Annotated in this window: 23 protein-coding genes; 1 reads left to right on the forward strand and 22 read right to left on the reverse strand. The window is 69.8% G+C overall.

Translation table 11 applies throughout. The features are described from left to right. Positions 1-81: 81 nt before the first annotated feature. The 14 genes from rpoZ to CSX12_RS08960 all read right to left on the reverse strand — a co-directional run bounded on the left by rpoZ (position 82) and on the right by CSX12_RS08960 (position 16,144). Complete coding sequence (gene rpoZ / locus CSX12_RS08895) at positions 82-336, reverse strand: DNA-directed RNA polymerase subunit omega (protein WP_017204385.1); 255 nt, start codon at positions 334-336, stop codon at positions 82-84. A gap of 65 nt (positions 337-401) precedes the next feature. Next, on the reverse strand, positions 402-1,313 hold the full coding sequence (gene gmk, locus CSX12_RS08900; protein ID WP_017204384.1) for a guanylate kinase: 912 nt from the start codon (positions 1,311-1,313) through the stop codon (positions 402-404). Next, positions 1,306-2,151 (reverse strand): orotidine-5'-phosphate decarboxylase, encoded by an 846-nt coding sequence (gene pyrF, locus CSX12_RS08905; RefSeq protein WP_124895550.1) that lies wholly within the window; start codon positions 2,149-2,151, stop codon positions 1,306-1,308. The genes gmk and pyrF overlap by 8 nt, the downstream gene beginning before the upstream one ends. Beyond that, the gene (gene carB / locus CSX12_RS08910; RefSeq protein ID WP_017204382.1) at positions 2,148-5,435 is read right to left on the reverse strand and encodes a carbamoyl-phosphate synthase large subunit; all 3,288 of its coding nucleotides are present in this window, start codon (positions 5,433-5,435) and stop codon (positions 2,148-2,150) included. Before carB ends, pyrF begins: the two co-directional genes overlap by 4 nt. Further along, positions 5,435-6,655, reverse strand: a complete 1,221-nt coding sequence (gene carA, locus CSX12_RS08915; RefSeq protein WP_124895551.1) for a glutamine-hydrolyzing carbamoyl-phosphate synthase small subunit — start codon at positions 6,653-6,655, stop codon at positions 5,435-5,437. Before carA ends, carB begins: the two co-directional genes overlap by 1 nt. Then, positions 6,652-7,164 (reverse strand): hypothetical protein, encoded by a 513-nt coding sequence (locus CSX12_RS08920; protein WP_017204380.1) that lies wholly within the window; start codon positions 7,162-7,164, stop codon positions 6,652-6,654. The genes carA and CSX12_RS08920 overlap by 4 nt, the downstream gene beginning before the upstream one ends. Further along, positions 7,161-8,465, reverse strand: a complete 1,305-nt coding sequence (locus tag CSX12_RS08925; protein WP_017204379.1) for a dihydroorotase — start codon at positions 8,463-8,465, stop codon at positions 7,161-7,163. Before CSX12_RS08925 ends, CSX12_RS08920 begins: the two co-directional genes overlap by 4 nt. Then, positions 8,462-9,427 (reverse strand): aspartate carbamoyltransferase catalytic subunit, encoded by a 966-nt coding sequence (locus CSX12_RS08930; protein ID WP_017204378.1) that lies wholly within the window; start codon positions 9,425-9,427, stop codon positions 8,462-8,464. Before CSX12_RS08930 ends, CSX12_RS08925 begins: the two co-directional genes overlap by 4 nt. After that, positions 9,424-9,954 (reverse strand): bifunctional pyr operon transcriptional regulator/uracil phosphoribosyltransferase PyrR, encoded by a 531-nt coding sequence (gene pyrR, locus CSX12_RS08935; protein WP_124895552.1) that lies wholly within the window; start codon positions 9,952-9,954, stop codon positions 9,424-9,426. The genes CSX12_RS08930 and pyrR overlap by 4 nt, the downstream gene beginning before the upstream one ends. Before the next feature lie 84 nt (positions 9,955-10,038). Continuing rightward, a complete protein-coding gene (locus tag CSX12_RS08940; protein WP_124895553.1) occupies positions 10,039-11,616 on the reverse strand; it encodes a Rieske 2Fe-2S domain-containing protein in 1,578 nt (525 codons plus the stop codon). A gap of 81 nt (positions 11,617-11,697) precedes the next feature. Beyond that, entirely contained in the window at positions 11,698-14,655 is a 2,958-nt protein-coding gene (locus CSX12_RS08945) for a DEAD/DEAH box helicase (RefSeq protein WP_124895554.1), read from the reverse strand. A gap of 47 nt (positions 14,656-14,702) precedes the next feature. Beyond that, positions 14,703-15,113, reverse strand: a complete 411-nt coding sequence (gene nusB, locus CSX12_RS08950; RefSeq protein WP_124895555.1) for a transcription antitermination factor NusB — start codon at positions 15,111-15,113, stop codon at positions 14,703-14,705. 3 nt (positions 15,114-15,116) lie between these two features. Then, a complete protein-coding gene (efp, locus tag CSX12_RS08955) occupies positions 15,117-15,677 on the reverse strand; it encodes an elongation factor P (protein WP_017204373.1) in 561 nt (186 codons plus the stop codon). A 113-nt stretch (positions 15,678-15,790) separates the two neighbouring features. After that, positions 15,791-16,144, reverse strand: coding sequence for a hypothetical protein (locus CSX12_RS08960; protein ID WP_017204372.1), 354 nt, complete (start codon positions 16,142-16,144; stop codon positions 15,791-15,793). 142 nt (positions 16,145-16,286) lie between these two features. On the opposite strand from CSX12_RS08960, the gene CSX12_RS08965 reads away from it, so the two are divergent. Then, a complete protein-coding gene (locus CSX12_RS08965) occupies positions 16,287-16,661 on the forward strand; it encodes a hypothetical protein (protein ID WP_124895556.1) in 375 nt (124 codons plus the stop codon). Between the two features lie 13 nt (positions 16,662-16,674). On the opposite strand, the gene aroQ is transcribed toward CSX12_RS08965, so the two are convergent. The 8 genes from aroQ to alaS are packed head-to-tail and all read right to left on the reverse strand — an operon-like array spanning position 16,675 to position 25,421. After that, complete coding sequence (gene aroQ, locus CSX12_RS08970) at positions 16,675-17,109, reverse strand: type II 3-dehydroquinate dehydratase (protein WP_124895557.1); 435 nt, start codon at positions 17,107-17,109, stop codon at positions 16,675-16,677. Continuing rightward, on the reverse strand, positions 17,106-18,194 hold the full coding sequence (gene aroB, locus CSX12_RS08975) for a 3-dehydroquinate synthase (RefSeq protein ID WP_124895558.1): 1,089 nt from the start codon (positions 18,192-18,194) through the stop codon (positions 17,106-17,108). Before aroB ends, aroQ begins: the two co-directional genes overlap by 4 nt. Beyond that, positions 18,191-18,709, reverse strand: coding sequence for a shikimate kinase (locus CSX12_RS08980; RefSeq protein ID WP_124895559.1), 519 nt, complete (start codon positions 18,707-18,709; stop codon positions 18,191-18,193). Before CSX12_RS08980 ends, aroB begins: the two co-directional genes overlap by 4 nt. Beyond that, positions 18,693-19,922, reverse strand: a complete 1,230-nt coding sequence (gene aroC, locus CSX12_RS08985; protein WP_017204367.1) for a chorismate synthase — start codon at positions 19,920-19,922, stop codon at positions 18,693-18,695. The genes CSX12_RS08980 and aroC overlap by 17 nt, the downstream gene beginning before the upstream one ends. 58 nt (positions 19,923-19,980) lie before the next feature. Further along, the gene (locus tag CSX12_RS08990) at positions 19,981-20,811 is read right to left on the reverse strand and encodes a shikimate dehydrogenase (RefSeq protein ID WP_124895560.1); all 831 of its coding nucleotides are present in this window, start codon (positions 20,809-20,811) and stop codon (positions 19,981-19,983) included. Continuing rightward, a complete protein-coding gene (gene mltG / locus CSX12_RS08995) occupies positions 20,798-22,288 on the reverse strand; it encodes an endolytic transglycosylase MltG (RefSeq protein ID WP_124895561.1) in 1,491 nt (496 codons plus the stop codon). The genes CSX12_RS08990 and mltG overlap by 14 nt, the downstream gene beginning before the upstream one ends. A gap of 2 nt (positions 22,289-22,290) precedes the next feature. After that, positions 22,291-22,764, reverse strand: coding sequence for a Holliday junction resolvase RuvX (ruvX, locus tag CSX12_RS09000; RefSeq protein WP_017204753.1), 474 nt, complete (start codon positions 22,762-22,764; stop codon positions 22,291-22,293). Next, on the reverse strand, positions 22,761-25,421 hold the full coding sequence (alaS, locus tag CSX12_RS09005) for an alanine--tRNA ligase (protein WP_124895562.1): 2,661 nt from the start codon (positions 25,419-25,421) through the stop codon (positions 22,761-22,763). The genes ruvX and alaS overlap by 4 nt, the downstream gene beginning before the upstream one ends. Positions 25,422-25,441: the final 20 nt, after the last annotated feature.

Below are 25,441 nucleotides of genomic sequence, written 5' to 3' on the forward strand. Positions count from 1 at the left end.
CCAGAACGGGATGGACAGAGGGAGGGTGTGAACCCATTCTGGACCGCGCCTCCGACGGGGCGGGAGGCGCGGTCTCGAATATCACTCCGCGTGACGCAGGCGGAGCTTGTCCTCGTTGATCTCGTGCAGCGCGATGGTGAGCGGCTTGTCCTCGACGGACGAGTCCACGAGCGGGCCCACGTTGTCGAAGAGGTTTCCCTCGTGCAGGTCGGAGTAGTAGTCGTTGATCTGACGGGCACGCTTGGCGGCGTAGATCACGAGCTCGTACTTCGAGTCGACGCGGTCGAGCAGGTTGTCGATGGGGGGATCGATGATTCCGTTGTTGTGTCCGGCCATGGTGAGACCTCCAGATCAGGCGACGTGATCGTCGCGAAGACGGTGCGATAGGCGCGCGAAGACGCTCAGCGCGCAGAGCTTGAAGACAATTCTACGACCTCGCGGGCCGCGGTGGCGACGTCCTCGTTCACGATGAGGTGGTCGAACTCGTTCTGCGAGGCGAGTTCCACCTTGGCGGTGCGCAGCCGACGAGCCCTCTCCTCGGCGTCCTCGGTGCCGCGCCCGACCAGGCGGTGCACGAGTTCGTCCCAGCTCGGCGGCAGCAGGAAGATGAGCGTGGCCGCCGGTTCTGCGGCACGCACCTGGCGCGCGCCCTGCAGGTCGATCTCCAGCAGCACGGTCTTGCCCTCCGCCAGAGCGGCGTCGATCGGCGCGCGAGGAGTGCCGTAGCGCGATCGGTTGTGCACGACGGCGTACTCGAGCAGCTCGCCCTCGGCGATCAGCCGATCGAACTCCGCATCGTCCACGAAGTAGTAGTGCACGCCGTCCACCTCGCCCGGTCGCGGCGGTCTGGTCGTCGCCGACACCGACAGGTGGATCTCCGGATTGTGCTCGCGGATGTGGGCCGCGACCGTTCCCTTGCCCACGGCGGTCGGGCCTGCGAGGACGAGGAGGCGGCTGCGCGCACCACGGGGCGACGGCACGGGGAATCGGCTGTCGAGCCACTCCTCGAGCACACGGCGCTGACGGGCGCCCAGCCCGCCGAGACGCTTCACCGGGGAGATGTGCAGCTCCTCCAGCACGCGGTCGCGCTTTCCCGCGCCGATCGCGGGAAGAGCCAGGAGGAAGTCGGTGATGCGCATCGAGCCCTCGACCGAGTCGGGGTCGGCCGACGCACGGTGCAGGACGGTCTGCGGGGTCACCACGCGCATCGTCAGGTCGCGCTTGATCGACGCCCTCGCGCGGCGACGCTCGACGGCGCGGCGGGCGGCCGCGGCCCTGTCGACCTCGGGGACGGTGCGGCGGACGTCAGACATGTGCCACCTCGCGGTACTCGGCTGCGCGGGCGGAGACGACTCCCGCGAGATCGGCTGGCCCCGCGGCGAGGATGCTGCGGCTCTCGTTCGCGATGACCGCCTCGGACAGCGTGCCGAACCGGCCGCGCAGGTCGGCGGGACGCGCCCCCTGGGCTCCGAAGCCGGGCGCCAGGATCGGCGCGAGCGGTGCGAACGGGGCGATGCCCGCTTGCGTCCATTCGACCGAGGCGCCGATCACGAAGCCGAAGCTGCCCCATTCCTCGGCACGCGACCGTGTGGCGTTGCGCTGCGAGACCTCGGCGATCACCTGCGCCGACACGGTCTCCGATCGGGGATCGGTCGAGCGCTGGATCGAGGCGGCCTCGGGGTTGCTGGTCGCGGCGAGCACGAACAGGCCCTTCCCGTGCTGCTCCGCGAGGGTGAACGCGCCGTCGAGCGCGCCGACCCCGAGATACGGGTTCACCGTGAGGGCGTCCGCTTCCAGGGGCGAGCCGGGGGTGAGCCACGCCTTGGCGTAGTCGTCCATGGTGGAGCCGATGTCCCCGCGCTTCGCGTCCGCGATCACCAGGAGGTCGGCAGCCCGCGCGGCGGCGAGCACGTCCTCCAGTGCGGCGATGCCGCGAGATCCGAACCGCTCGAAGAACGACACCTGCGGCTTCACGAACGCCGCACGCCCGGCCGCCGCCTCGACCACGCGCAGGCCGAAGTCGCGGACTCCCCCGGCATCGTCGCGCAGACCCCAGTCGGCGAGCAGGGCGCCGTGCGGGTCGATGCCGACGCAGAGCGGACCCGCTCCGCGCAGTGCGGAGCGGACCCGTTCTCCGAAGCGTGCGGTCACAGTGCCGCCTTCCGGTCCAGTGCGTACTCCTGCAGACTCTTCACCTGGAAGCCCTCGTGGGCGGCGTCCATCCCGCTCACGGCAGCGCCGAGCACGGCGATGGTCGTGAAGAGCGCCTTGTCCGCGGCGACGGCCGCGGCGCGGATCTCGTAGCCGTCCGCTCGAGCGGCCCCGCCGGAGGGGGTGTTCACGACGATGTCGATCGCGCCCTCGTTGATGAGGTCGACGATGTTCTTCGCGCCGCTCTCCTGCGTCTCGCTGTACTTCTCCACGACCGTGACGGCGATGCCGTTGCGCGAGAGGATCTCCGCCGTCCCCTCGGTGGCGACGATCGTGAAGCCGAGCTGCTGCAGTCGGTGCGCCGGCAGGATGACCGCCCGCTTGTCGGAGTCGGCGACCGAGATGAAGACGGTCCCCGACGTCGGCATGCCTCCGTAGGCCGCCGCCTGGCTCTTCGCGAACGCCGTCGGGAAGTCGCGGTCGATGCCCATGACCTCGCCGGTCGAGCGCATCTCCGGGCCGAGGACCGAGTCGACGGTCTTGCCGTCCGCGGTGCGGAAGCGCTTGAACGGGAGCACGGCCTCCTTGACCGAGACCGGGGCGTCCAGCGGGACGCGGGAGCCGTCTTGCTCCGGCAGCATGCCCTCGGCCCGCAGCTCGGCGATCGTCGAGCCCGTCATCACGCGGCTCGCGGCCTTCGCCATCGGGATGCCGAGCGCCTTCGACACGAAGGGGACCGTGCGGCTGGCGCGCGGGTTCGCCTCGATCACGTACAGCACGCCGGCGCTGATCGCGAACTGCACGTTCAGCAGACCGCGCACGCCGACGCCCTCGGCGATGGCCAGGGTGGCCTCGCGGACGCGGTCGACGTCGGTGCGGCCGAGCGAGACCGGCGGCAGGGTGCAGCTGGAGTCGCCCGAGTGGATGCCCGCCTCCTCGAGGTGCTCCATGACGCCGCCGATGAACAGGTCGGTGCCGTCGTAGAGCGCGTCGACGTCGAGCTCGATGGCGTCGTCCAGGAAGCGGTCGACCAGAAGGGGCTTGCCCTCCTCGATGACGACCTCGCCGGCGGTGCGGACGAAGTAGTCGCGCAGCGAGGCGGTGTCGTACACGATCTCCATGCCGCGGCCGCCGAGCACGAAGCTCGGACGCACCAGGACCGGGTAGCCGATCTCCTCGGCGATGCGGACGGCGCCCTCGACGTCGATCGCGGTGCCGTTGCGCGGGGCGAGCAGCCCGGCATCGTCGAGCAGCCGCGAGAAGAGCTCGCGCTCCTCGGCGAGGTCGATCGCCTCCGGGCTCGTTCCCAGCACCGTGTATCCGGCCGCCTCGATGCCCTTGGCGAGTCCGAGCGGGGTCTGTCCGCCGAGCTGGCAGACGACACCGAGGATCGTGCCGCTGGCCGCCTCGGCATCGAGCACCTCCAGCACGTCCTCGAGCGTCAGCGGCTCGAAGTACAGGCGGTCCGACGTGTCGTAGTCGGTCGAGACCGTCTCCGGGTTGCAGTTGACCATGACGGTCTCGAACCCGGCGTCGGACAGCGCGAACGAGGCGTGGACGCACGAGTAGTCGAACTCGACGCCCTGGCCGATGCGGTTCGGGCCCGATCCGATGATGACGACCTTGGTGCGCTCCGATGGGGCGACCTCGGTCTCGGCGTCATAGCTGGAGTAGTGATAGGGCGTGAGAGCCGGGAACTCGCCGGCGCAGGTGTCGACCGTCTTGTAGACCGGACGCACACCGAGCGCGTGCCGGACCCCGCGGACCTCCGCCTCGGTCTCGCCGCGCAGCTGAGCCAGCTGTGCGTCCGAGAAGCCGTGCTCCTTGGCGTAGCGCAGGGTGGCTGCGTCCAGTTCCGGTGCCGTGCGGACGATCTCGGCGACCTCGTTGATCAGCACGATCTGGTCGAGGAACCAGGGGTCCATGGCCGTCGCGTCGAACGCCTGCTCGACGGTGGCGCCCTTGCGCAGCGCCTGCTGCAGCGTCACGATCCGCCCGTCCGTCGGAGTCTTCGCGATCTCGAGCAGCTCCTCCACGGAACGCTCCTCCGGGCCCCAGTGGAAGCTCGAACCGCGCTTCTCCAGCGAGCGGAGGGCCTTCTGCAGCGCCGTCGCGTAGTTGCGCCCGATCGCCATCGCCTCGCCGACCGACTTCATGGTCGTGGTCAGCGTCGCATCGGCGGCCGGGAACTTCTCGAACGCGAAGCGCGGCACCTTGACGACGACGTAGTCGAGCGTGGGCTCGAAGCTGGCAGGGGTCACGCCGGTGATGTCGTTCGGGATCTCGTCGAGACGGTAGCCGAGCGCCAGCTTGGCGGCGAGCTTCGCGATCGGGAAGCCCGTGGCCTTCGAGGCGAGGGCGCTGGAACGCGAGACGCGCGGGTTCATCTCGATCACGATGATGCGCCCGTTCGACGGGTCGACCGCGAACTGGATGTTGCAGCCGCCGGTGTCGACGCCGACGGCGCGGATGATGTCGATGCCGATGTCTCGCATCTTCTGGTACTCGCGGTCGGTGAGGGTGAGCGCCGGGGCCACCGTGATCGAGTCGCCTGTGTGCACGCCGACCGGATCGACGTTCTCGATGGAGCAGACGACGACCGTGTTGTCGGCCGTGTCGCGCATGAGCTCGAGCTCGTACTCCTTCCAGCCGAGGATCGACTCCTCCAGGAGCACCTCGGTGGTCGGCGAGTCGCGCAGGCCGGCGCCGGCGATCCGGCGCAGGTCCTCCTCGTCGTAGGCGAAGCCGGAACCGAGGCCGCCCATCGTGAAGCTCGGCCGGACCACCAACGGGTAGCCGAGCTCGTCGGCGGCGGCGAGCACCTCGTCCATCGTGTGCGCGATGCGGGAGTCCGCCACGTCGGCACCGGCGTCGAGGACCAGCTGCTTGAAGATCTGACGATCCTCGCCCTTGTTGATCGCCTCGAAGTTCGCGCCGATGAGCTCGACGTCGTACTTCTCGAGGATGCCGTGGTTGTGCAGCTGGATCGCGGCGTTCAGCGCGGTCTGTCCGCCGAGCGTCGGCAGGATCGCGTCGGGACGCTCCTTCGCGATGATCGTCTCGATGACCTGCCAGGTGATCGGCTCGATGTAGGTCGCGTCGGCGAAGTCGGGATCCGTCATGATGGTCGCCGGGTTGGAGTTGACCAGGATGACCCGGACGCCCTCCTCGCGCAGCACACGGCACGCCTGGGTGCCCGAGTAGTCGAACTCGCACGCCTGACCGATGACGATCGGACCGGAGCCGATGACGAGGACGGAGTTGATGTCGTCGCGCTTGGGCATTACTTTGCGTCTCCCTGGGTGGGTCCCTGCGCCTCGACGGGCGCGGCGACCGAAGTCTTGTTGGCGATGACCATGTCGCGGAACCGGTCGAAGAGGTAGTTGGCGTCGTGCGGTCCGGCCGCGGCCTCCGGGTGGTACTGCACCGAGAATGCCGGGATGTCGAGGGCACGCAGGCCTTCCACGACGTTGTCGTTGAGGCCGACGTGGCTGACCTCGACCTTGCCGTAGCCGTGCGGGCTGTCGAACGAGCCCTCCAGGGGCGCCTCGACCGCGAAGCCGTGGTTGTGGGCCGTGATCTCGACCTTGCCCGTCTCCTTGTCGAGCACCGGCTGGTTGATGCCGCGGTGCCCGAACGGCAGCTTGTAGGTGCCGAGTCCCAGGGCGCGGCCGAGGAGCTGGTTCCCGAAGCAGATGCCGAAGAACGGGAGCCGATCGTCGAGCACCGCGCGCAGCAGCTCGATGTGGTCGCCCGAGGCCGCCGGATCGCCGGGGCCGTTCGAGTAGAACACCGCGACCGGATCGATCGCGCGGATCTCCTCGATCGTCACGCTCTGCGGGAGGACGTGCACGTCGAACCCGCGGGCGGCGAGGTTGTCGATCGTCGCCTGCTTCACGCCGAGGTCGAGCACGGCGAGGTTGCCGATCCGCTCCCCCGTCGCCGCGGTCACGACCGCGTCGGCCACGGAGACCTCGGCCGACAGGTTCCGGCCGGACATCTCCGGCGCCTCTCGCACGATGCGCACCTGCTCCTCGGGGTCGAGGGCAGCATCCTCACCCGAGAAGATGCCGCCGCGCATCGAGCCGGCCGAACGGATGTGACGGGTCACCGCACGCGTGTCGATGCCGCTGATCCCGACGATCCCGTCTTCCACGAGGACCTCGTCCAGCGAGGCGTTGGCCCGCCAGTTGGACACGACGCGGGAGGGGTCTCGCACGATGTAGCCGGCCACCCAGATGCGGCGCGATTCAGCGTCCTCATCGTTCATGCCGGTGTTGCCGATGTGCGGCGCGGTCTGCAGGACGATCTGACCCGCATACGACGGGTCCGTGATGGTCTCCTGGTATCCGGACATGCCGGTCGCGAAGACCACCTCGCCCAGGGTGCGTCCGCGCGCGCCGTAGGCGCGTCCGGCGTGGCGGGTGCCGTCCTCCAGGACGAGGACGGCGGGGTCGGGCAGCCGGGCGGCGGAGGCCGCTCCGGAGGAAGTCGAGAGAGTCATGACGTTGCTCCTGTGTCGGGGGCGGCGGGGACGAGCCGCCGCAGGTCGGAGATGAGGGGGGCGGGATCGCCGGTGGCGAGCCGCAGGTAGCTGTCGACGGGCGTGTCCTCGTCGATGTTCCACACGATGCGCACGAGCCCGCCGGGTTCGACCACACGGTCGATCGTGACGGTGGCCCGGTCGACCGCGACGAGCCGGTCGGCGGACAGGAAGACCGTCGGCGCACCGTCGAGGCAGAGTGCGATGCCGCGATCCGTGAGCGCGAGCTCACCGCGCGCCCGGAACGCGAGAGGTGAGACCGCCAACCGCTCGAGCGGCTGCTCGTGCCGAGTCGTCGACACGTACAGCACCTCGTCGCGGCGGGACACCTCTGCGTGCTCGGGGACGCCCAGTGGGGCCGTGAACGCGGAGTCGCGGCGCGTTCGTCGTCGCCAGGCGAACAGCATCACGAGCAGGACGAGGAGGGCGACGGCGATCGTGATCGCGACGGCGAGGTCGCGAGCGCTCATGCGCCGAGCTCCTCGACGAGGGCGCCGCCCGCGACCGTCAGCGTGCCGTCGTGGATCGTGTACTCCACCCGTCCCGGCAGAGCGCGTCCCAGGTACGGCGAGTTCACGCTGCGACCGTGCAGGTCCGCCTCCGTGAACACGCCGTCGACCGATGCGTCGTACAGCGTGAGCTGCGCGGGCTGCCCCACCTCGAGCGGTGTGCCGTGCCCGGAGAGGCGTCCGATCCGCGCCGGCGCGGCGCTCATCACGCGGGCGATGTCGGACCACTCGAGCAGACCGGTCTGCACCATCGACTGGTGCACGACGCGCAGCGCGCTCTCGAGGCCCACCATGCCGTTGGCCGCGGCCTGCCACTCGCACGCCTTGTGCTCGCTGGGGTGCGGCGCGTGGTCGGTGGCGACGATGTCGATCGTGCCGTCGGCGAGACCCTCGCGCACGGCGAGGACGTCCTCTTCCCGACGCAGGGGCGGGTTGACCTTGTAGCGCGCGTCGTAGCCGCGCACGAGCTCGTCGGTCAGCAGCAGGTGGTGCGGGGTGACCTCGGCCGTGACGTCGATGCCGCGCTTCTTGGCCCAGCGGATGATGTCGACCGATCCCGCCGTGGAGAGGTGGCAGACGTGCAGCCGCGAGCCGACGTGCTCGGCGAGGAGGACGTCGCGGGCGATGATCGATTCTTCGGCGACGGCGGGCCAGCCGGTCAGTCCGAGCTCAGCCGACACCGTCCCCTCGTTCATCTGCGCGCCCTCGGTGAGGCGGGGGTCCTGCGCGTGCTGGGCGATCACGCCGTCGAAGGACTTCACGTACTCCAGGGCGCGCCGCATGATGAGCGGGTCGAAGACGCAGAAGCCGTCGTCGCTGAAGACGCGCACCTGTGCGCGCGAGGTGGCCATCGCGCCCAGCTCGGCGAGGCGCTCGCCCTTCTGCCCCACGGTCACGGCGCCGATGGGCTGCACCGTGGCGTATCCGGCTGCTTCACCGAGGGCCAGCTCCTGCTCGACCACCCCGGCGGTGTCGGCGACGGGCGAGGTGTTCGGCATCGCGAAGACGGCCGTGAAGCCGCCGGCGGCTGCCGCCCGCGTGCCGGTGAGGATCGTCTCGGACGCTTCGTACCCGGGTTCGCGCAGGTGGGTGTGCAGGTCGACGAGGCCCGGCAGCGCGACCAGGCCCGCAGCGTCGATCACGCGGGCACCCGTGCGGGTGAGACCCGTCCCGATCTCGGCGATCCGGCCGTCTTCGATGATGATGTCGGCGCTCTCGGCGCCGAGCAGCTTCGCACCGGTGATGACGAGGGTCTCGCTCACAGGTCTCCCCCTCGTTCGTCGTCTCGTTCTCCTGCCAGCAGCAGGTACAGCACCGCCATGCGGACGGACACCCCGTTCGTGACCTGTTCCAGCACCGTCGAGCGGGGGGAATCGGCAGCTTCCGAGGAGATCTCCAGTCCCCGGTTCATGGGTCCGGGGTGCATCACAATGCTACCTGCCGGAAGGCCGGCCACGCGCCGTGCGTCCAGCCCCCACCGCCGGGAATACTCCCGCTCAGTCGGGAAATACGCGGCGTTCATGCGCTCGAGCTGGATGCGCAGCATCATCACGGCGTCCGGCTCCTCCGCCAGCGCCTCGTCGAGGTCGTAGACGACGCGGACCGGCCAGAGCGACACGTTCTGCGGAACCAGGGTCGGCGGCGCGACCAGGGTGACCTCGGCGCCGAGCGTGGCGAGCAGCCAGACGTTGGAGCGGGCGACGCGCGAGTGCAGCACGTCGCCGACGATCACGACCCGCATCCCGCTCAGATCGCGTCCGCGGCTGTCCCCGCCGAAACGGCGCTTGCGGATCGTGAAGGCGTCGAGCAGTGCCTGGGTCGGGTGCTCATGCGTGCCGTCGCCGGCATTGACCACGCCGGCGGAGATCCAGCCGCTGGTGGCGAGGGTCTGCGGGGCGCCGGAGCCCGGGTGCCTGACCACGACCGCATCGGCGCCGATCGCCTCGAGCGTCTGGGCCGTGTCCTTCAGGCTCTCGCCCTTCGAGACGCTGGAGCCCTTCGCAGCGAAGTTGATCACGTCGGCCGAGAGGCGCTTGGCGGCGGCCTCGAACGAGATGCGCGTGCGAGTGGAGTCCTCGAAGAAGAGGTTGACGACGGTCTTCCCGCGCAGCGTGGGGAGCTTCTTGACCTCGCGGGACTGCGTGTCGGACATGTCCTCGGCGACGTCGAGGATGCGCAGCGCGGTCGTCCTGTCGAGGGTGCGGGTGTCGAGGAGGTGTCTCATTCGCCGATCGTCACCTCCTCGGCGCCGTCGTTCTCGAACAGGCGCACGTTGACCCGCTCGGTGCGGGCGGAGGGGATGTTCTTGCCCACGAAGTCGGGGCGGATGGGCAGCTCGCGGTGCCCGCGGTCGACCAGGATCGCGAGGCGCACCACCGACGGACGGCCGATCGACTGGATCGCGTCCAGCGCGGCGCGGATGCTGCGGCCGGAGAAGAGCACGTCGTCGACGAGGACGACGGTCTTGCCGTCGATGCCGCCGACGGGGATCTCCGTGGGCTGTGGGGAGCGGGTCGGGTGCTTCGCGAGGTCGTCGCGGAACAGCGTGACGTCGAGGGAGCCGACCGGGACGGACTGCTGCGCGATCTCGCTGATCAGCAGGCCGAGGCGGTGGGCGAGAGTGACTCCGCGGGTCGGGATGCCCAGCAGGACGAGGTTCCCGGCTCCTCGATTGGACTCGAGGATCTCGTGCGCGATCCGGGTCAGCGCTCGTGAGATGTCGGCTTCGTGCAGCACGGTGCGCATGCTCATCGGCCGCTCCCTTCTCCGCCTCACAGGACGGTGTTAAAGGTTGCTTGTGATGTCAGTCTATCGGAGCGTGAAGGCTCCGATAGATCAGCTGGCTTCCTGCAGAACGGGGTCGGTCACGTCGTCGATCTTGGACGAACGGATCGGGTGGCCCGCCGTCGACAGGCAGCGGCCGGTCTTGAGATCCCACTTCCAGTCGTGCATGCTGCACGTGAGGATGCCGTCCTCGTCGACCTTGCCGGTCTTGGTGAGGTCGGCGCGCAGGTGCGGGCAGCGGCGCTGCACGACCCAGTCGCCGATCTCGGCATCCTCTGTCTGGTCGGTCTGCTCCTGGTACCAGTTCTCGACGTATTCGATGCGGTCGACGGAGAGACATTTGAGGAACGTGGTGAGGAACTCGTTGAACTTGCCGCTGCGGCCCACCGAGAACTGCATCGAGAGGAAGATCGAGTTCGACCAGTCGATCTCGTGGTCGACGATGTTCGTCGAGACCAGATCGGCGGGGATCGTGTACCAGTAGATGCACTCCTCGCCCGCGTACTCGCGGACCTTCGCGCGGGGGAAGTCGACCACCATGTCCAGCTCGCCGATGCGGAAGCGGACGCATCCGCCGACACCGAGTCTTATCGTGCGGGACTTCTTCAGCAGCGGCTCCCACCACTCCTTGATCGCAGTCAGCATCTCGGCGGGAGGGATGATCTCGGCGCGGGAGGCCTCCTCGTCGCGGATCTCCTGCTGCCGGCTCGCACGCTGCTCTTCGAGGTACTCCCACTTCTCGTCGAAGATGTGCGCGATCTCGGCCTCGGTGTACAGGGTCTGCTCGCTCGTCACCTCGCCGCCCTCGACCGTGACGACGGTGCCGGGGATGAAGAGCTGTCCGTCGTACTGCGGAGCGAGCTCCTTCATGTGCGCGAGGAACTGCTTCTGATCCGTGAAGATCGATTCGCCGTTCTGGCCCGTGCCGTTGAACTGGAACAGGTCGTCGCGCAGGAACATGGGCGGCCCCGCCATGGGGAACACGTGCGGCGCGTCGACCTTCTCGATGTAGTACATCGCCCGCTTGTTCTGCGCCTCGCGCTTCAGACGCGCGAAGTTCTGCTTGGCGTCGAGCGGGAGGTCGTAGACCATGGGCCACCAGATCGCGCCCGACACCTGAGTGAAGTACGCGTCGGGCTTGCCGAAGTCGAGCAGCTTCTCGAGGTCGAGCGGGTGCGAGTCGTTCTGGTTCAGGATCGAGCCGGTGCCGTCGTCGACGCTCAGCGAGGAGTCCCCGATGGGGCCGTCGCTGGGCGCCCGGAGCGGCGTGATCATCATCTTCAGTTCGCCGCGCTGGATCACCTGGCCGGCCGGCGCGTAGGTGATGTTCGTGTACCCGAGAGCGCGGATGTCCTGCTCGAAGTCATCGGTCGGGTACTCGGGCAGCAGCACCTCGATGTCCTTGCGGATGTACCGCTCGAGGAGCTTCGGGTCGAAGTGGTCGCGGTGGCGGTGCGAGATCCACAGGAAGTCCGCCTCACGTCCGAGCCGTTCCCAGTCGAGGCCCCGGTTGTCCGGGAACGGGAACCACGAGCCGTAGAACGACGGCCCGAGGACCGGGTCGCAGATGATGTTCCCGCCCACCGTCTCGATGAACATCCCGGCGTGACCGAGTCCCGTGATCCGCATTGCATTCCTCCCGAAAGTGAACCGTTCGATTGTACCGAGGGCTCCCTGTGCGACCGGTCGACCCGGCCGGGACTATTCGGGTCACCCCCCGAACAGGCCGCGGATGTCCTCGGCGGAGAGCGACTGCGCGAACAGGGCCTCGTCGTCCAGCACCGCGGTGAACAGCCGTGCCTTGCGGCGCTGCAGGTCGAGCACCTTCTCCTCGATCGTGCCGGTGGCGATCATCCGGTACACGAACACCTGGCTCTCCTGGCCGATGCGGTGCGTGCGGTCGACCGCCTGCGCCTCGGCCGCCGGATTCCACCACGGATCCAGGAGGAACACGTAGTCGGCCTCGGTCAGCGTCAGACCGAATCCGCCGGCCTTCAGGCTGATCAGGAAGACGGGCTGCTCCCCCGCGGTGAAGCCGTCGACGACCTTCTGGCGGTGGCGGGTCGAGCCGTCCAGATGCGCGTAGGGGATGCCCGCGATGTCGAGACGCTCGGCCGCGAGGTCGAGGAACGAGGTGAACTGGCTGAAGACGAGCGCCCGGTGGCCCTCGGCCTGGAGCTCGACCACCCGTTCGAGCAGCACGTCGAGCTTGCGCGAGCCGATCCCCGCATCCGCCGGATCGACCAGCCCGGGGGCCAGACTGAGCATGCGCATCAACGTGAGCGAGCGGAACACGATGAAGCGGTTGCGATCGAGGTCTTCCAGCAGCCCGAGCACCTTCTGCCGTTCGCGCTGCAGGACGGTGTCGTAGAGCGCTCGGTGAGCGGAGCTGAGCTCGACCTCGAGGATCTGCTCCTGCTTCGCCGGGAGGTCAGGCGCGACGATCTCCTTCGTACGCCGCAGGAGCAACGGGCGGATGCGCCGACGCAGCTGTTCGAGACGCCGCTGCCGGTACGCGCCGCCCTCCTCGTTCTCGGGGACCTTGCCCTGCTCGATCGGCTGGATGTACTGCTCGCGGAACTTCCGTGCAGAGGCGAAGAGTCCCGGCGCGGTGAGCTTCAGCAGCGCCCAGAGCTCGCTGAGGCTGTTCTCCATCGGCGTCCCGGTCACGGCGAAGGTCACATCCGCGCGGAAGGAGGCCACCGCACGATGGAGCTTCGTCGCCGGGTTCTTCACGAACTGCGCCTCATCGAGGATGAGTCCGGCCCAGTCGACGCGTGCGTACTCGGCTTCGTCGATCCGGGCGATCGCATAGCTCGTGATGACCACGTCGGCGTCCGCCACGGCCTCGGCCAGGGAAGGCCCCTGCGTGCTGTGCCGGACGTGGACGCGGAGGGACGGGACGAACCGGGCAGCCTCGTTGCGCCAGGTGGACAGCACCGAGGTGGGCGCGACGACCAGGAAGGGGCGCCGCTCCCCCTCCTCGCGGGCATGCATCAGGAGCGCGAGCAGCTGCAGCGTCTTGCCCAGCCCCATGTCGTCCGCCAGGATGCCGCCGAGACGATGACTCCAGAGGAACGCGAGCCAGTCCAACCCGTCCTTCTGGTACGGGCGGAGCTCCGCGCGCAGACCGCTCGGAACCGGGACAGCGGGCACCGACTCCGCCTGCCGGAGACCTTCCGCCGTCGCCCGCCAGGTCACCGCGGGCAGTGCCTCGTCGGCGAGGTCCTCGAACTCCTCCCAGAGGTCGGTCTGGTAGCGACTGATCCGCGGCCCGGTCTCCCATTCATCCAGTTCGCCGCATTCCTCGATCAGCTCCCGCAGACGATCCAGTGCCCGGTGGTTCAGGGAGAAGTAGCTGCCGTCCACCAGGAGGAGCTTCCTGCGCCCCTTGCTGAGCGCCGTGAACAGCGGTTCGAACGGGATCGTGCGTCCGTCGATCTTGACCAGGACGCCGAGGTCGAACCAGTCCGGGTCGCTGCTCTCGACGGTCGAGACAGTGATCTCCGGTGCACCCGTCAGTTCGTGGTAATCCTTCCGGCGACCCGAGACGGCCACGGTCACGCCCTCCGTCTCGAGCGCCGGCACGGTGCGGGTCACGAACTCGGCGGCGGCGACATCGTGGAACGCGCCCGTCGCGGCGAGCTCCTCGCCGTGTCGCTCCGTCCAGACGGCCCGGATCCTGCCGCGGAGGAGATCTTCGGCAGCCGTGTCGCGGACGGCCTCGCCGCCGGCCGGGAACGGCACCCGCCCGAAGCCGGGATAGTCCCACTCGAACGCGTACCGGACGGTGTCGCCGCGCAGGAACGACAGGGCGAGCACGGCGCGGGGTGCCGGCAGCGTCGGGAGCTCGACGCGGCCGACGGCACGCACCGCGACCCGCCGCGCGAGCAGGGGGTACGCGTCGCGGAGGAACGCGGCTTCCTCGTGGGCCGGCACCTCGAGTCCGCTCCTCGCACCGAGGAGTGCGTGGACAGGCTCGCTGATCGCCGCCTCGGCCAGCGTCACCTCGAGCCGGGATCCGTGCTGCACGACCTCGTACACGCCGCTGTGACCGATCACGCGGACGCCGGCAGGGTCTGCGACGCGACCGTCGAGCGTGATCTCAGGACGGAGGACGAGTCCGCCGTCGTCACCCCTCCGGATCGCGGCACCGATCTCCGCCCGCTCGGCGAGCAGGACGGTCGTGCTCTTCTGGGCGGCGACGAGCGGGATCCCGGCCCCCTCGGCCGCGCGAAGATGCCCCCAGAGCAGGCCGGACTCGATGAGGTCGACGATCAGCCAGTCCCCGGCGGTGCCGGAGAGGAGCGTGTCCCTGGCGATGCTCAGCAGGTCGGCGAACCATCGTGAGCGTTCGCGGCCGTACTGCGTCGGCGAGCGTCTCACCGCGTCCCAGGTCGCCGTCCCGTGCACCCAGGCGCCGGTCGCGGTGCTCCGCTCCAGCGGGCGGATGCCGAGCAGGATGTCGCCGGTGCCCTTCGCGACGTCACGGGCGGTCGCCGTGCGCTGCGGGCGGGAAGCCCACGGGTTCGCACCGCGTCCGTCGCGGACCCGCAGCTCGATGCCGAGCGCGAGCCTCGCCTCGACGTCGACGGGAGGCGCCCCGAGGATCGCCCGCCAATCCGACGACGATCCCTCCGAGCGGGACGGATCGTGCGAGAGGGCCATGCGCCCATCCTCTCCGGCACCTCCGACAGCACCTGCTGACGGAGGGGTCAGGCGGCGCGTGCCACCCGCGCGAGCACCCCGTGCACGAAGGCGCCGGAGTCGTCGGTCGAGAACTCCTTGGCGAGCTCGACGGCCTCGTCGATCGCGACGGCCGTCGGGACCTCATCGTTGTAGAGGATCTCCCAGACCGCGATGCGCAGCAGGGCGCGGTCGACGGCGGGCATCCGCTCCAGCTTCCAGTCCCTGCTGTGGGTCGTGATCTGCTCGTCGATCTCGTCGCGCTGGTCGATGATGCCGTCGACGATCTCGCGCGCATAGAGCCACGAGGCCTCACGGGCGGGCTCGCTCGCCGCGCGCTTCGCCTCGGCTGCCAGGGTGACGGCGACGTCGTCACCGCGCACATCGGCGGAGAACAGGATGTCGAGAGCGCGCTTGCGCGCCTTCGTCCGGGCGCTCACGCCTTACTTCTCGCGGCCCAGGTAGTCACCCGTGCGGGTGTCGACCTTGACCTTGGTGCCCGCCTCGACGAACAGCGGCACCTGGATCTCGTAGCCGGTCTCGAGCGTGGCGGGCTTGGTGCCCGCCGACGAGCGGTCGCCCTGCAGGCCGGGCTCGGTGTACGTGATCTCGAGGACCACGGAGGCCGGGAGATCGATGTACAGCGGGTTGCCGTTGTTCAGGGCGATCGTGACGTTCTGGTTCTCGAGCAGGAAGTTCTTCGCGTCGCCGACCGTGGCGGCGCCGACCGTGATCTGGTCGAAGTCGCTCTGATCCATGAAGACGTAGCCGTCGCCGTCCGTGTACAGGTAGGTGTAGTCGCGGCGGTCGACGTTCTCGATCTCGATCTTCGCGCCGGCGTTGTAGGTACGGTCGACGACCTTGCCCGAGACGACGTTCTTGAGCTTGGTGCGCACGAACGCACCGCCCTTGCCGGGCTTGACGTGCTGGAACTCGATGACGCTCCAGAGCTGCCCGTCGATGCTGAGGACGACGCCGTTCTTGATGTCTGCGGTAGATGCCATGCGCTGCGAGTTCCGTTCGTGAGTCTGCGGGGTCGGGCGGAGCCGACAGTCGATTCTAAGGGATCAGCGGCGAGACGCCCGCACGCGCGGGTGGCCGGGGACGACTGCGCGGCTCACGACCGGTCTCCATCGATGTCGGCGAGAAGCCCGCGGAGGGCGTTCTCGATCGACGTGTGGTCGTACTGTCCCGCGCGACTCTCCCCGGAGATGACGGCGCACCGGTGGACCCTGCGGAAGTCGCCGTACGGGAACTTCAGCCGGCCCTTGGTTCCTTCGGTCTCGTCCGTGTCCTCGCCGAGGTGCCACTTCGCGAACTCCGCCATCCCGTGCTTCTCGATGAACGCGTTCTCGTCTGCCGTGCTCGGTGCGTGCTCGCTCCAGTCGTCGCGCTCGTCCCGCACCACCTCGCCGTCCTGCACCAGCTTGCGCGCGAGGGCGAGGGCGTCCTTGTTGAGTCGGACCGTCATGGGTGCCTCTTTCCTGCTCTTCGGCGTCGGACGGCCGCGAATGCGCCCGTCGCACCGGAACGTACGCCCGACTCCCGTCGGGGGACACCCCGTTGACGGCGGGCCCGTCGGCACTCATCCTGGGCGCAGAGGAGGTGCGCTCATGCCGGGAAGAGCAGCACGCAGGCGCAGAGCTGACCCCGGCGCGGGGCTGGATCCCACGCTGGTGACCAGTCAGCCGTCGCTGCGGTCGTCATCCGGCACGATCTGGATCATCGTCGCCTCGCTGTTCGCGGCGATGAGCCTGGTGCCGCTGGTCGGGATCATCGCGAACGGCGGTGCCGCCGCGTCCGTCGCCCTCGTGACGGCGACGCTCGTGGTGTGCGCGCTCATCGCGATGGTGGTGCTGCGATTCACCCTGCGCGACGGCCCGCCGCGTCTGCGCGCGCTCGCCGGCTGCTTCCTGGGCATGGCTCTGGTCGCGCTGCTCGGCATGGTGGTGTGCGTGATGATCGTGTGGGTTCCGCTGACCAGCTGAGATGCGGACGCCCTCAGAGCAGCGAGACCAGCTCCCGCAGCGCTTCGGCGTAGCCCTCCACGCCCCGTCCGATGACACGCACGGCTGCGACGTCGTGCAGGAACGAGTGGTGCCGGAACTCCTCGCGGGCGTAGACGTCCGAGATGTGCACCTCCGCGAACGGCAGCGACACCCCGGTGAGGGCGTCCCGGAGCACAACGGAGGTGTGCGTGAGGCCTGCCGGGTTGATCACGATGCCCTCGCACTCCCCGCGGGCGTCGTGGATCGCGTCGATCAGGACGCCCTCGTGGTTGCTCTGCACGGCGCGGATCTCGAAGCCGAGCGGCGCCGCGGCCTCCGCGGTGATCCGCTCCACGTCCGCGAGTGTCGCCGTGCCGTACACCTCGGGCTCCCTGGTGCCGAGCAGGTTGAGGTTCGGGCCGTTGACCAGCAGGATGCGGCGGGTCACTCCCCCACCTCCTGATACGCGGCGAACAGCAGCGACTCGTCGGGGGCTCGGAGCACCGTGGGCTTGGCGATGTCGTCGAGCAGGACGAAGCGGAGCATCCCTCCGCGGCTCTTCTTGTCGCGCTGCATCGTCGCGAGCAGCTGCGGCCACGCCCCGGCGCGGTAGGAGGTGGGGAGGCCGAGCGACTCCAGGATCGTGCGGTGGCGTTCCGCTGCGGTGTCGGACAGCCGTCCTGCCAGCCGGGACAGCTCGGCCGCGTAGAGCATCCCGACCGAGATGGCAGCGCCATGCCGCCACCGGTACCGCTCCGCGTGCTCGATGGCGTGGCCGAGCGTGTGGCCGTAGTTGAGGATCTCGCGGAGCCCCGCCTCACGGAAGTCGTCGGATACGACCTTCGCCTTCATGTCCACGGCCAGCTCGACGGCACGACGGAACTCCTCCGTCGTCGTGTCGACAGCGCGTGCCGGATCCGACTCGATGATGTCGAGGATCTCCGGCGCCCAGATGAAACCGGCCTTCACCACCTCGGCGAAGCCGGCGGTGGCCTCGTTCGGGCTGAGGCTGGACAGCTCGTCCAGGTCGCCGATCACCGCGCTCGGAGCCCAGAACGCGCCCACCAGGTTCTTGCCCTCGGCGGTGTTCACGCCGGTCTTCCCTCCGACGGACGCGTCGACGAGGCCGAGGACCGTGGTGGGCACCTGCACCAGCTGGACGCCCCGGAGCCACGTGGCCGCCACGAAGCCGGCGAGGTCGGTCACCGCTCCCCCGCCGTACCCCACGACCGCATCGCTGCGCGTGAAGTCCGCCTGCCCCATGACCTGCCAGCAGAACGCCGCCACCTCGATGCGCTTGCCCTGCTCCGCGTCGGGGATCTCCGCGAGGAGCACCTCGCGCTGGCCGTTCGCCGTGTCGGCGAGCAGCCGGTCGCGGAGCTCGGCCGCCCGTGCGGCGAGCGTCGGCGGATGCACCACGAGGATCTTCCGCACCCCGGGAGCCAGCGCCTCGGAGACCCGATCGAGGACGCCACGTCCGATCGTGATGTCGTATGCGTCGTTCCCGGTGACGCTGATGGTGGTCGTGCTCATCGCTGTTCCCTCTTCCATGCCACGATCTCGTCGGCGATCCGCTGCATCGGCCGCCGTGAAGTGTCGAATGTCGTCGAGGCCACTTCCGTGTACCACGGACGCCGCTCTTCGTAGATCCTCTTCCAGCGCTCGATCGGATCCTCTCCGGCGAGGAGCGGCCGGTTGCCGCCGCGGATCCGATCGGCCACGGCCTCCGCGCTCACCGTGAGGAACACGACCGAGTGCGCCTTGAGGAGCTCGCGGGTCTCGGCATCCGTCACGGCGCCCCCGCCGAGCGAGATGACGCCGCCGTCGGCGACGGCGTCGGCGACGGCCTGCCGCTCGAGTTCCCGGAAGTACGCCTCGCCGTGCTCGGCGAAGAGGGCGGGGATCGGCCCGTGCGCGGCGACGATCTGCTTGTCGGTGTCGACGAAGTCGACCCCGAGTCGACGAGCGACCCGGCGTCCGACGCTGGTCTTGCCGGCCGCCATCGGACCGACGAGCACCAGCGTCAGCGGCTCAGTCTCGCTCGTCATGCGCGATGAGCGCCGCCTCGGACACCGGCGTCGTGCGCAGCTCGGCGGGGATCCCGTCCAGGTACCCGTCGAGGTTGCGGCGCGTCTCGCGGATGCTGTCGCCGCCGAACTTCTCCAGCACGGCGTTCGCGAGTTCGATCGCGACCATCGCCTCGGCGACCACGCCCGCGGCGGGGACCGCACAGACGTCCGACCGCTGGTGATGCGCCGTCGCGTCGTCTCCGGTCGCGACGTCGATCGTGCGCAGTGCGTGCGGTACGGTCGCGATGGGCTTCATCCCGGCGCGGACCCGGAGCACGGTGCCCGTGGACATCCCGCCCTCGGTGCCTCCGGCGCGGTCGGACCCGCGGGTGATGCCGTCGGCGGTGGCGAAGAGCTCGTCGTGCGCGGCCGAGCCGCGGCGCCGCGTGGTCTCGAAGCCGTCGCCGACCTCGACGCCCTTGATCGCCTGGATGCTCATGAGCGCCTGGGCGAGCCGGCCGTCGAGGCGCCGGTCCCAGTGCACGTGGGATCCGAGTCCCGGCGGAAGGCCGTACGCGAGGACCTCCACGATGCCGCCGAGCGTGTCGCCGTCCTTCTTGGCGTCGTCGACCTCCGCGACCATGAGCGCCGAGGTCGCGGGGTCGAAGCACCGGAGCGGGTCGGCGTCGAGGGCGTCCACATCGTCCGGCGTCGGCAGCGGCGATCCGTCGGGCACGCGGACGGGGCCGATCGACAGCGTGTGGCTGACGAGCCGGATGCCCAGCTCCGCCAGGAACGATCGCGCGATCGCCCCCAGCGCGACGCGGGCGGCGGTCTCCCGAGCGCTCGCGCGCTCCAAGATGGGCCGCGCCTCGTCGAAGTCGTACTTCTGCATGCCGACGAGGTCGGCGTGCCCGGGGCGGGGCCGCGTCAAGGGGGCGCCGCGTCCGCGGGACCGGTCCGTGAGCTCGACGGGCTCCGGGTTCATGACCTCGACCCACTTCGGCCACTCCGTGTTGCCGATGCGCAGCGCGATGGGGCTGCCGAGACTGCGGCCGTGCCGCACGCCGCCGGAGATCGTCAGCTCGTCCTGTTCGAACTTCATGCGCGAGCCGCGGCCGTAGCCGAGCTTGCGACGGGCGAGGTCGGTCTGGATCGCCTCGGAGGACACAGGGACGCCGGAGGGCAGGCCCTCCATGACGGCGATGAGTTCTGGGCCGTGCGATTCGCCGGCCGTGAGCACGCGGAGCATTGCTCCAGTCTCCCATGCGTCGGACCCCGTGCCGCGCCGCGTTTCGCGTCCGGTCGCGTCAGAGCGCGTCGCGCATCGCCGAGAGCACGCGCTCCTCCTGCGGAAGCTCCGCCCCCGGGTCTCCGTGCGCGAAGATGCGGATCTGTCGCACGGCCTGGTGCAGCAGCATCCCGAGTCCGGAGATCACGGGGGCATCCCCCCACGATGCGGCGAGAGCGGACGGCCACGGGGCGTACGCGGCGTCGAAGAGAGCGCCTCCGGTCGCGGCGAGCCGTGCGGCGGTCGCGGGCGGAAGCGCCGAGCCGCTGGGGAGCGTCGCGATCGTGAGATCGACGGGCGGGTGCGGAGCATCGAAGGGAGCGACGTCGACGCCCACCCCGAGCCGGTCTCCCAGACCGACGAGACCCGCGGCCCGCTCCGGCCGCCGTGCCGCGACCGTCGCTCGGTCGGCCCCGATCTCCGCAGCCGCGACGAGTGCGGAGGCGGCCGTCGCGCCGGCGCCGAGGATGCGCACCCGCTCGACCGTCTCGATCCCGCCCTCGGACAGCGCGTCCACGATCCCGCCGACGTCGGTGTTGAAACCCGCAGGCCGCGGGCCGAGCAGAAGGGTGTTCACGGCGCCGGTCAGCTCCGCATGGCGATCGTGCGTGGACGCGGCGCGGAACGCCGGCTCCTTGAGCGGCATGGTCAGCGAGAGGCCGCGCCAGCTCGCGTCCAGCTCCCCCATCGCCGCCGAGAACCCGTCGGCCGGGACCTGACGGCGCTCGTAAGTCCAATCGAGCCCGAGCACCGCGTACGCCGCCGCGTGCAGCTGCGGAGACCGGGAGTGCGCGATCGGATCCCCCCAGACCGCCAGCCGGGACCGCGTCACCGGCTCAGCAGCCGCCATCGGGGTTCGCCCGGCACCATTCGCGCCACTTCTCGATGCCCTGCTCATGTTCGGCGAGGGTCTCCGAGAACTGCGTCTCGCCCGTCGCGAGGTTGATCGTGACGAAGTACAGCCACGGACCGTCCGCCGGCTGCATGGCCGCCTTGATCGCAGCATCGCTGGAGGCGGCGATCGGCGTGACCGGCAGACCCGTGTGCACGTACGTGTTCCACGGATTGTCGCTCTCGAGCGCCTCCTTGGAGCTGGACACGACCCCTTCGTGCAGCGAGCCGTACCCGTACTGCGCCGTCGAGTCCATCTGCAGCTTCATGTCGATGTCGAGACGGTTCTGGATGACGCGCGACACCTTCGGGAAGTCGTCCAGCCGGCCCTCGCGCTGGATGATCGATGCGATCGTGAGCACCCGCTCCTCATCACCCGCGGGGACCCCTGCTGCCGCGAGGGACTCCCGCGTGCGGTCCACCATCCGCTGGATCACCTGCGGTGCGGTCACGCCCGGGTCGAACTCGTACACCGCGGGGAACAGCCAGCCCTCGAGACTCGGCGCGTCGACGCCGTAGGCCGACGGGTCCTTCACGGCGGCCTCGAAGTCCTCGAGCGGGATCCCGAGGATCTCCGCCATCCCGGGCAGGGACGACACGATCGTGCTGCCCTCGGAGACGGACACGGTGTTGGCCATCTTGTTCTCGGGATTCTCGAGCGCGGCCAGGGCGGCTTCCGCGGTCATCTTCTTCTGCAGCCGGTACACGCCCGGATAGAACGTGACCGCGAGTCCTTCGTTGACGATGTAGTCGTAGACCACGTCCTCGGTCTTCGTGACCCCTGCCTCGTAGAGGGCGGTGGAGACCGGCTGCCCCGTGTCGCCCGACTTGATCGTGACCAGGGCCTCTCCGTTCGCCTGGCCCGGTTCCCAATCCTTCGGCTCGCCCCAGCCGAGCGCCTCGCTGACCTTGTCGCCGTACGTGTTCCAGACCCAGACGCCCCCGGCGGCGAGACCGCCGACGATGGCGAGCACGATGATCAGCGCGATCAGGCAGCCCTTGCGGCGCCTCTTCTTCGGGTGCGCGTCGACATGCTCGTCCTGCGGCGCGAAGAGGTCGTCCAGGCCTCCGCCGAGGACCGGCTCCGCGTCCGCGGGAGCCCACTCGACGCGCGGATTGGCCCGGGTCGGGGTGTCGGCGGCGTCCGCCGAGGAACGGACCGGGGTCGGCGACGGCTGTCCTGCCGGTGCGGCATCCGCATCGTCGGCCGACGCACGGACGGGCACGGGCGACGGCGCGCTCGGATCGGCAGCCGGACGCGGCGTCGCTCCGCCGTCGCCTGCCGCGGCTTCCCTGGCCGCCCGGCGCGTTCCCGGTGCGGGTGCGCTGGTGTCGGGAGTCGGCACCTGCCCTGAGGGCGCTGGCAGATTCTCGAACAGGTCGCCCAGGCGCGAATCGGGATCGTGCCGGGGTGTGGCGCTGTCGCGGTCAGACATCGTCAGGCGTGCTCCTCGTCGGGCGAGATGGCGGCTCCGGCCGGGTTTCCGGTGCTCTTCTCCATGTCGATCGCCTGCTGCAGAAGCACCACGGCGGCGACCTGATCCACAATGCTACGAGACTTCTTCTGAGATCGCCCGGAACTGCGCAGAGCGGCGTGCGCCGTCACGGTGCTGAGACGCTCGTCGACGAGCCGCACCGGGATGCCGCCGCGCTGCGCCAGAGCCGCAGCGAACTCGCGCGCGTCTGTCGTGGACGGCGTGTCGGCGCCCTGCATGTTCACGGGGAGCCCGACGACGAACTCCAGGGGCTCGTACTCGCCGGCCAGCTGGACGATGCGCTCGATCGACCCCTCGTCTCGCGGCACGGTCTCGACCGGGACGGCGAGCATGCCGTCGGGATCGCAGCGGGCGACGCCCACGCGCGCCCGCCCGACGTCGATGCCGAGCCGCACACCGCGACGGAAGCCGCTCACGCGACGTGCAGCTCCTGCGCGATGGCGTCGAGCGCAGCGGGAAGCGCTGCGGCGTCCGCACCGCCGCCCTGGGCGAGGTCGTCGCGACCTCCGCCACCGCCGCCGAGCACACCGGCGGCGCGCTTCGCGAGCGCACCGGCCTTGGCGCCGGCCGAGCGCGCGGCGTCGTTGGTGGCGACGACCACGACAGGGCGCCCGTTCACCACAGCGCCGAGTGCCACGACGGCGGCCTCCGTGCCGAGGCGCTCGCGGACGCCGTTCACCAGGTCGCGCACGTCATCCGCGGATGCGACCTCGCCGAGATGCTGCGCGGCGAGACGGAATCCGCCGACGCGGGAGGCGGCCTCGACGATCGCGGGGACCTGACCTGCGCGCTCCTTCGCCTCGAACTGCGCGATCCGCTTCTCCGCGGCCTTCAGGCTGGCGGTGAGATCCGCGATCCGCTCCGGCAGCTGCTCGCGCGGGGTCTTGAGCGCGCTCGTGAGCTGCGACACGATGGTGCGCTCGGCAGCCAGTTCGCGGAACGCGTCCGCGCCGACGAGGGCTTCGATGCGACGGTTCGACGCGCCGACCGAGGACTCGCCGACGAGACTGACCAGCCCGATCTCGGCGCTCGTGCTCACGTGCGTTCCGGCGCACAGCTCGCGCGACCAGGGTCCGCCGATGTCGACCATGCGCACCACGTCGCCGTACTTCTCGCCGAAGAGTGCCATCGCGCCCGCTTCCTTCGCCTCGTCGAGCGACACGATCCGCGTGGTCACCTCGAGGGCTTCCTGCACGGCGCGGTTGGTGATCTCCTCGATCTCGCTGCGCGTGTCGGTGGAGAGGGGCTGCGACCAGGAGAAGTCGAACCGCATGTACCCGGCGCGGTTCAGCGAGCCGGCCTGGGTCGCCGTCGGGCCGAGCGTGTCCCGGAGCGCGGCGTGCACGAGGTGCGTGGCCGAGTGCGCCTGGCGCGCGGCGCGGCGGTTGGCGGCGTCCACGACGGTGGTCGCGATGTCGTCCACCGCGACGCTGCCGCGGCTGACCTCGACCGTGTGGCTGATCAGGCCGGGGACCGGCTTCTGGACATCCAGCACCTCGAGCGTGTAGCCGGGGCCGACGATGGTGCCCTTGTCGGCGACCTGTCCGCCGGACTCCGCGTACAGCGTGGTCTCGGCGAGGACGACCTCGGCGATCTGCCCTTCGGTCGCGGTGCGCACGGGCACGCCGTCGACGAGCAGGCCCAGGACGCGGGACTCCACCTCGAGGGCGGTGTAGCCGTCGAACCCGGTCTCGCCGAGAGCGCGCAGATCGCGGTAGACCGACACATCGGCGAGCTGCCGCTTGCGGTTCCTCGCATCGTCCTTGGCGCGCTGGCGCTGCTCCTGCATGAGCGCGTCGAACGCGGTGCGGTCGACGTCGAGACCCGCCTCCTCGGCGACCTCGAGAGTGAGATCGATCGGGAAGCCGTAGGTGTCGTGCAGCAGGAAGGCCTCGGGACCGTTGAGGGTCTTCCCTCCGCCCTTCTTCGTCTCATCCAGGGCCAGGTCGAGGATCGTGGACCCGGCGACGAGGGTGCGTCGGAAGGTCTCCTCCTCGGCGAAGGCGGAGGAGGACAGGACCGACCAGTCCTTCTCGAGCTCCGGGTAGGTCGCCTTCATGGCGTCGCGCGAGGCGGCGAACAGCTCGGGGAAGGTGGGGGCGTCGACTCCGAGGAGGCGCATGGCGCGCACCGTGCGACGCATCAGGCGGCGCAGGATGTAACCGCGACCCTCGTTCGACGGGCGGACGCCGTCGGAGAGGAGCATGAGCGAGGAGCGCACGTGGTCGGCGACCACACGGAAGCGCACGTCGTCCTCGTGCACGGCGCCGTACTTGCGGCCGGAGAGCTCGACGGCGCGGTCGAGGACCGGACGCACCTGGTCGGTCTCGTACATGTTCTCGACGCCCTGCTTCAGGAAGGCGACGCGCTCCAGGCCCATGCCGGTGTCGATGTTCTTCTGCGGAAGCTCGCCGACGATGTCGAACTCGGTCTTGCCGCGGATGTTCTCGATGAAGTCCTGCATGAACACGAGGTTCCAGATCTCGAGGAACCGCGAGTCGTCGACCGCCGGACCGCCGTCCCTGCCGTAGGCCGGACCGCGATCGAAGAAGATCTCGGAGTCGGGGCCGCCGGGACCGGGCTGGCCGGTGTTCCAGTAGTTGTCCGCGCGGCCGAGGCGCTGGATGCGCTCCGGCTTCAGACCGATGATGTCGCGCCAGATCGACTCGGCCTCGTCGTCGGTCTCGTAGACCGTGACCCAGAGGTCCTTCTCGTCGAAGCCCATGCCGCCGTCGGCCTCGGAACTGGTGAGCAGCTCCCAGGCGTAGCGGATGGCGCCCTCCTTGAAGTAGTCGCCGAACGACCAGTTGCCCAGCATCTGGAAGAACGTGCCGTGGCGCGCGGTCCTGCCGACCTCTTCGATGTCGTTGGTGCGGATGCACTTCTGCAGATCCGCGATGCGGGGATGCGGCGCGGGGACGACTCCCGTGAGGTACGGGATCATCGGGACCATTCCGGCGACCGTGAACAGCAGCGACGGGTCGTCGCTCACCAGGGAGGCCGAGGGGACGATGAGGTGGTCGTTCTTCTCGAAGTAGTCGAGATAACGCTGCGCGATCTCCGCAGTTTTCATAGAGTGCCGGGTGTCCTTGC

This window comes from Microbacterium sp. Y-01, from assembly GCF_003856715.1.
GTDB lineage: Bacteria > Actinomycetota > Actinomycetes > Actinomycetales > Microbacteriaceae > Microbacterium > Microbacterium algeriense.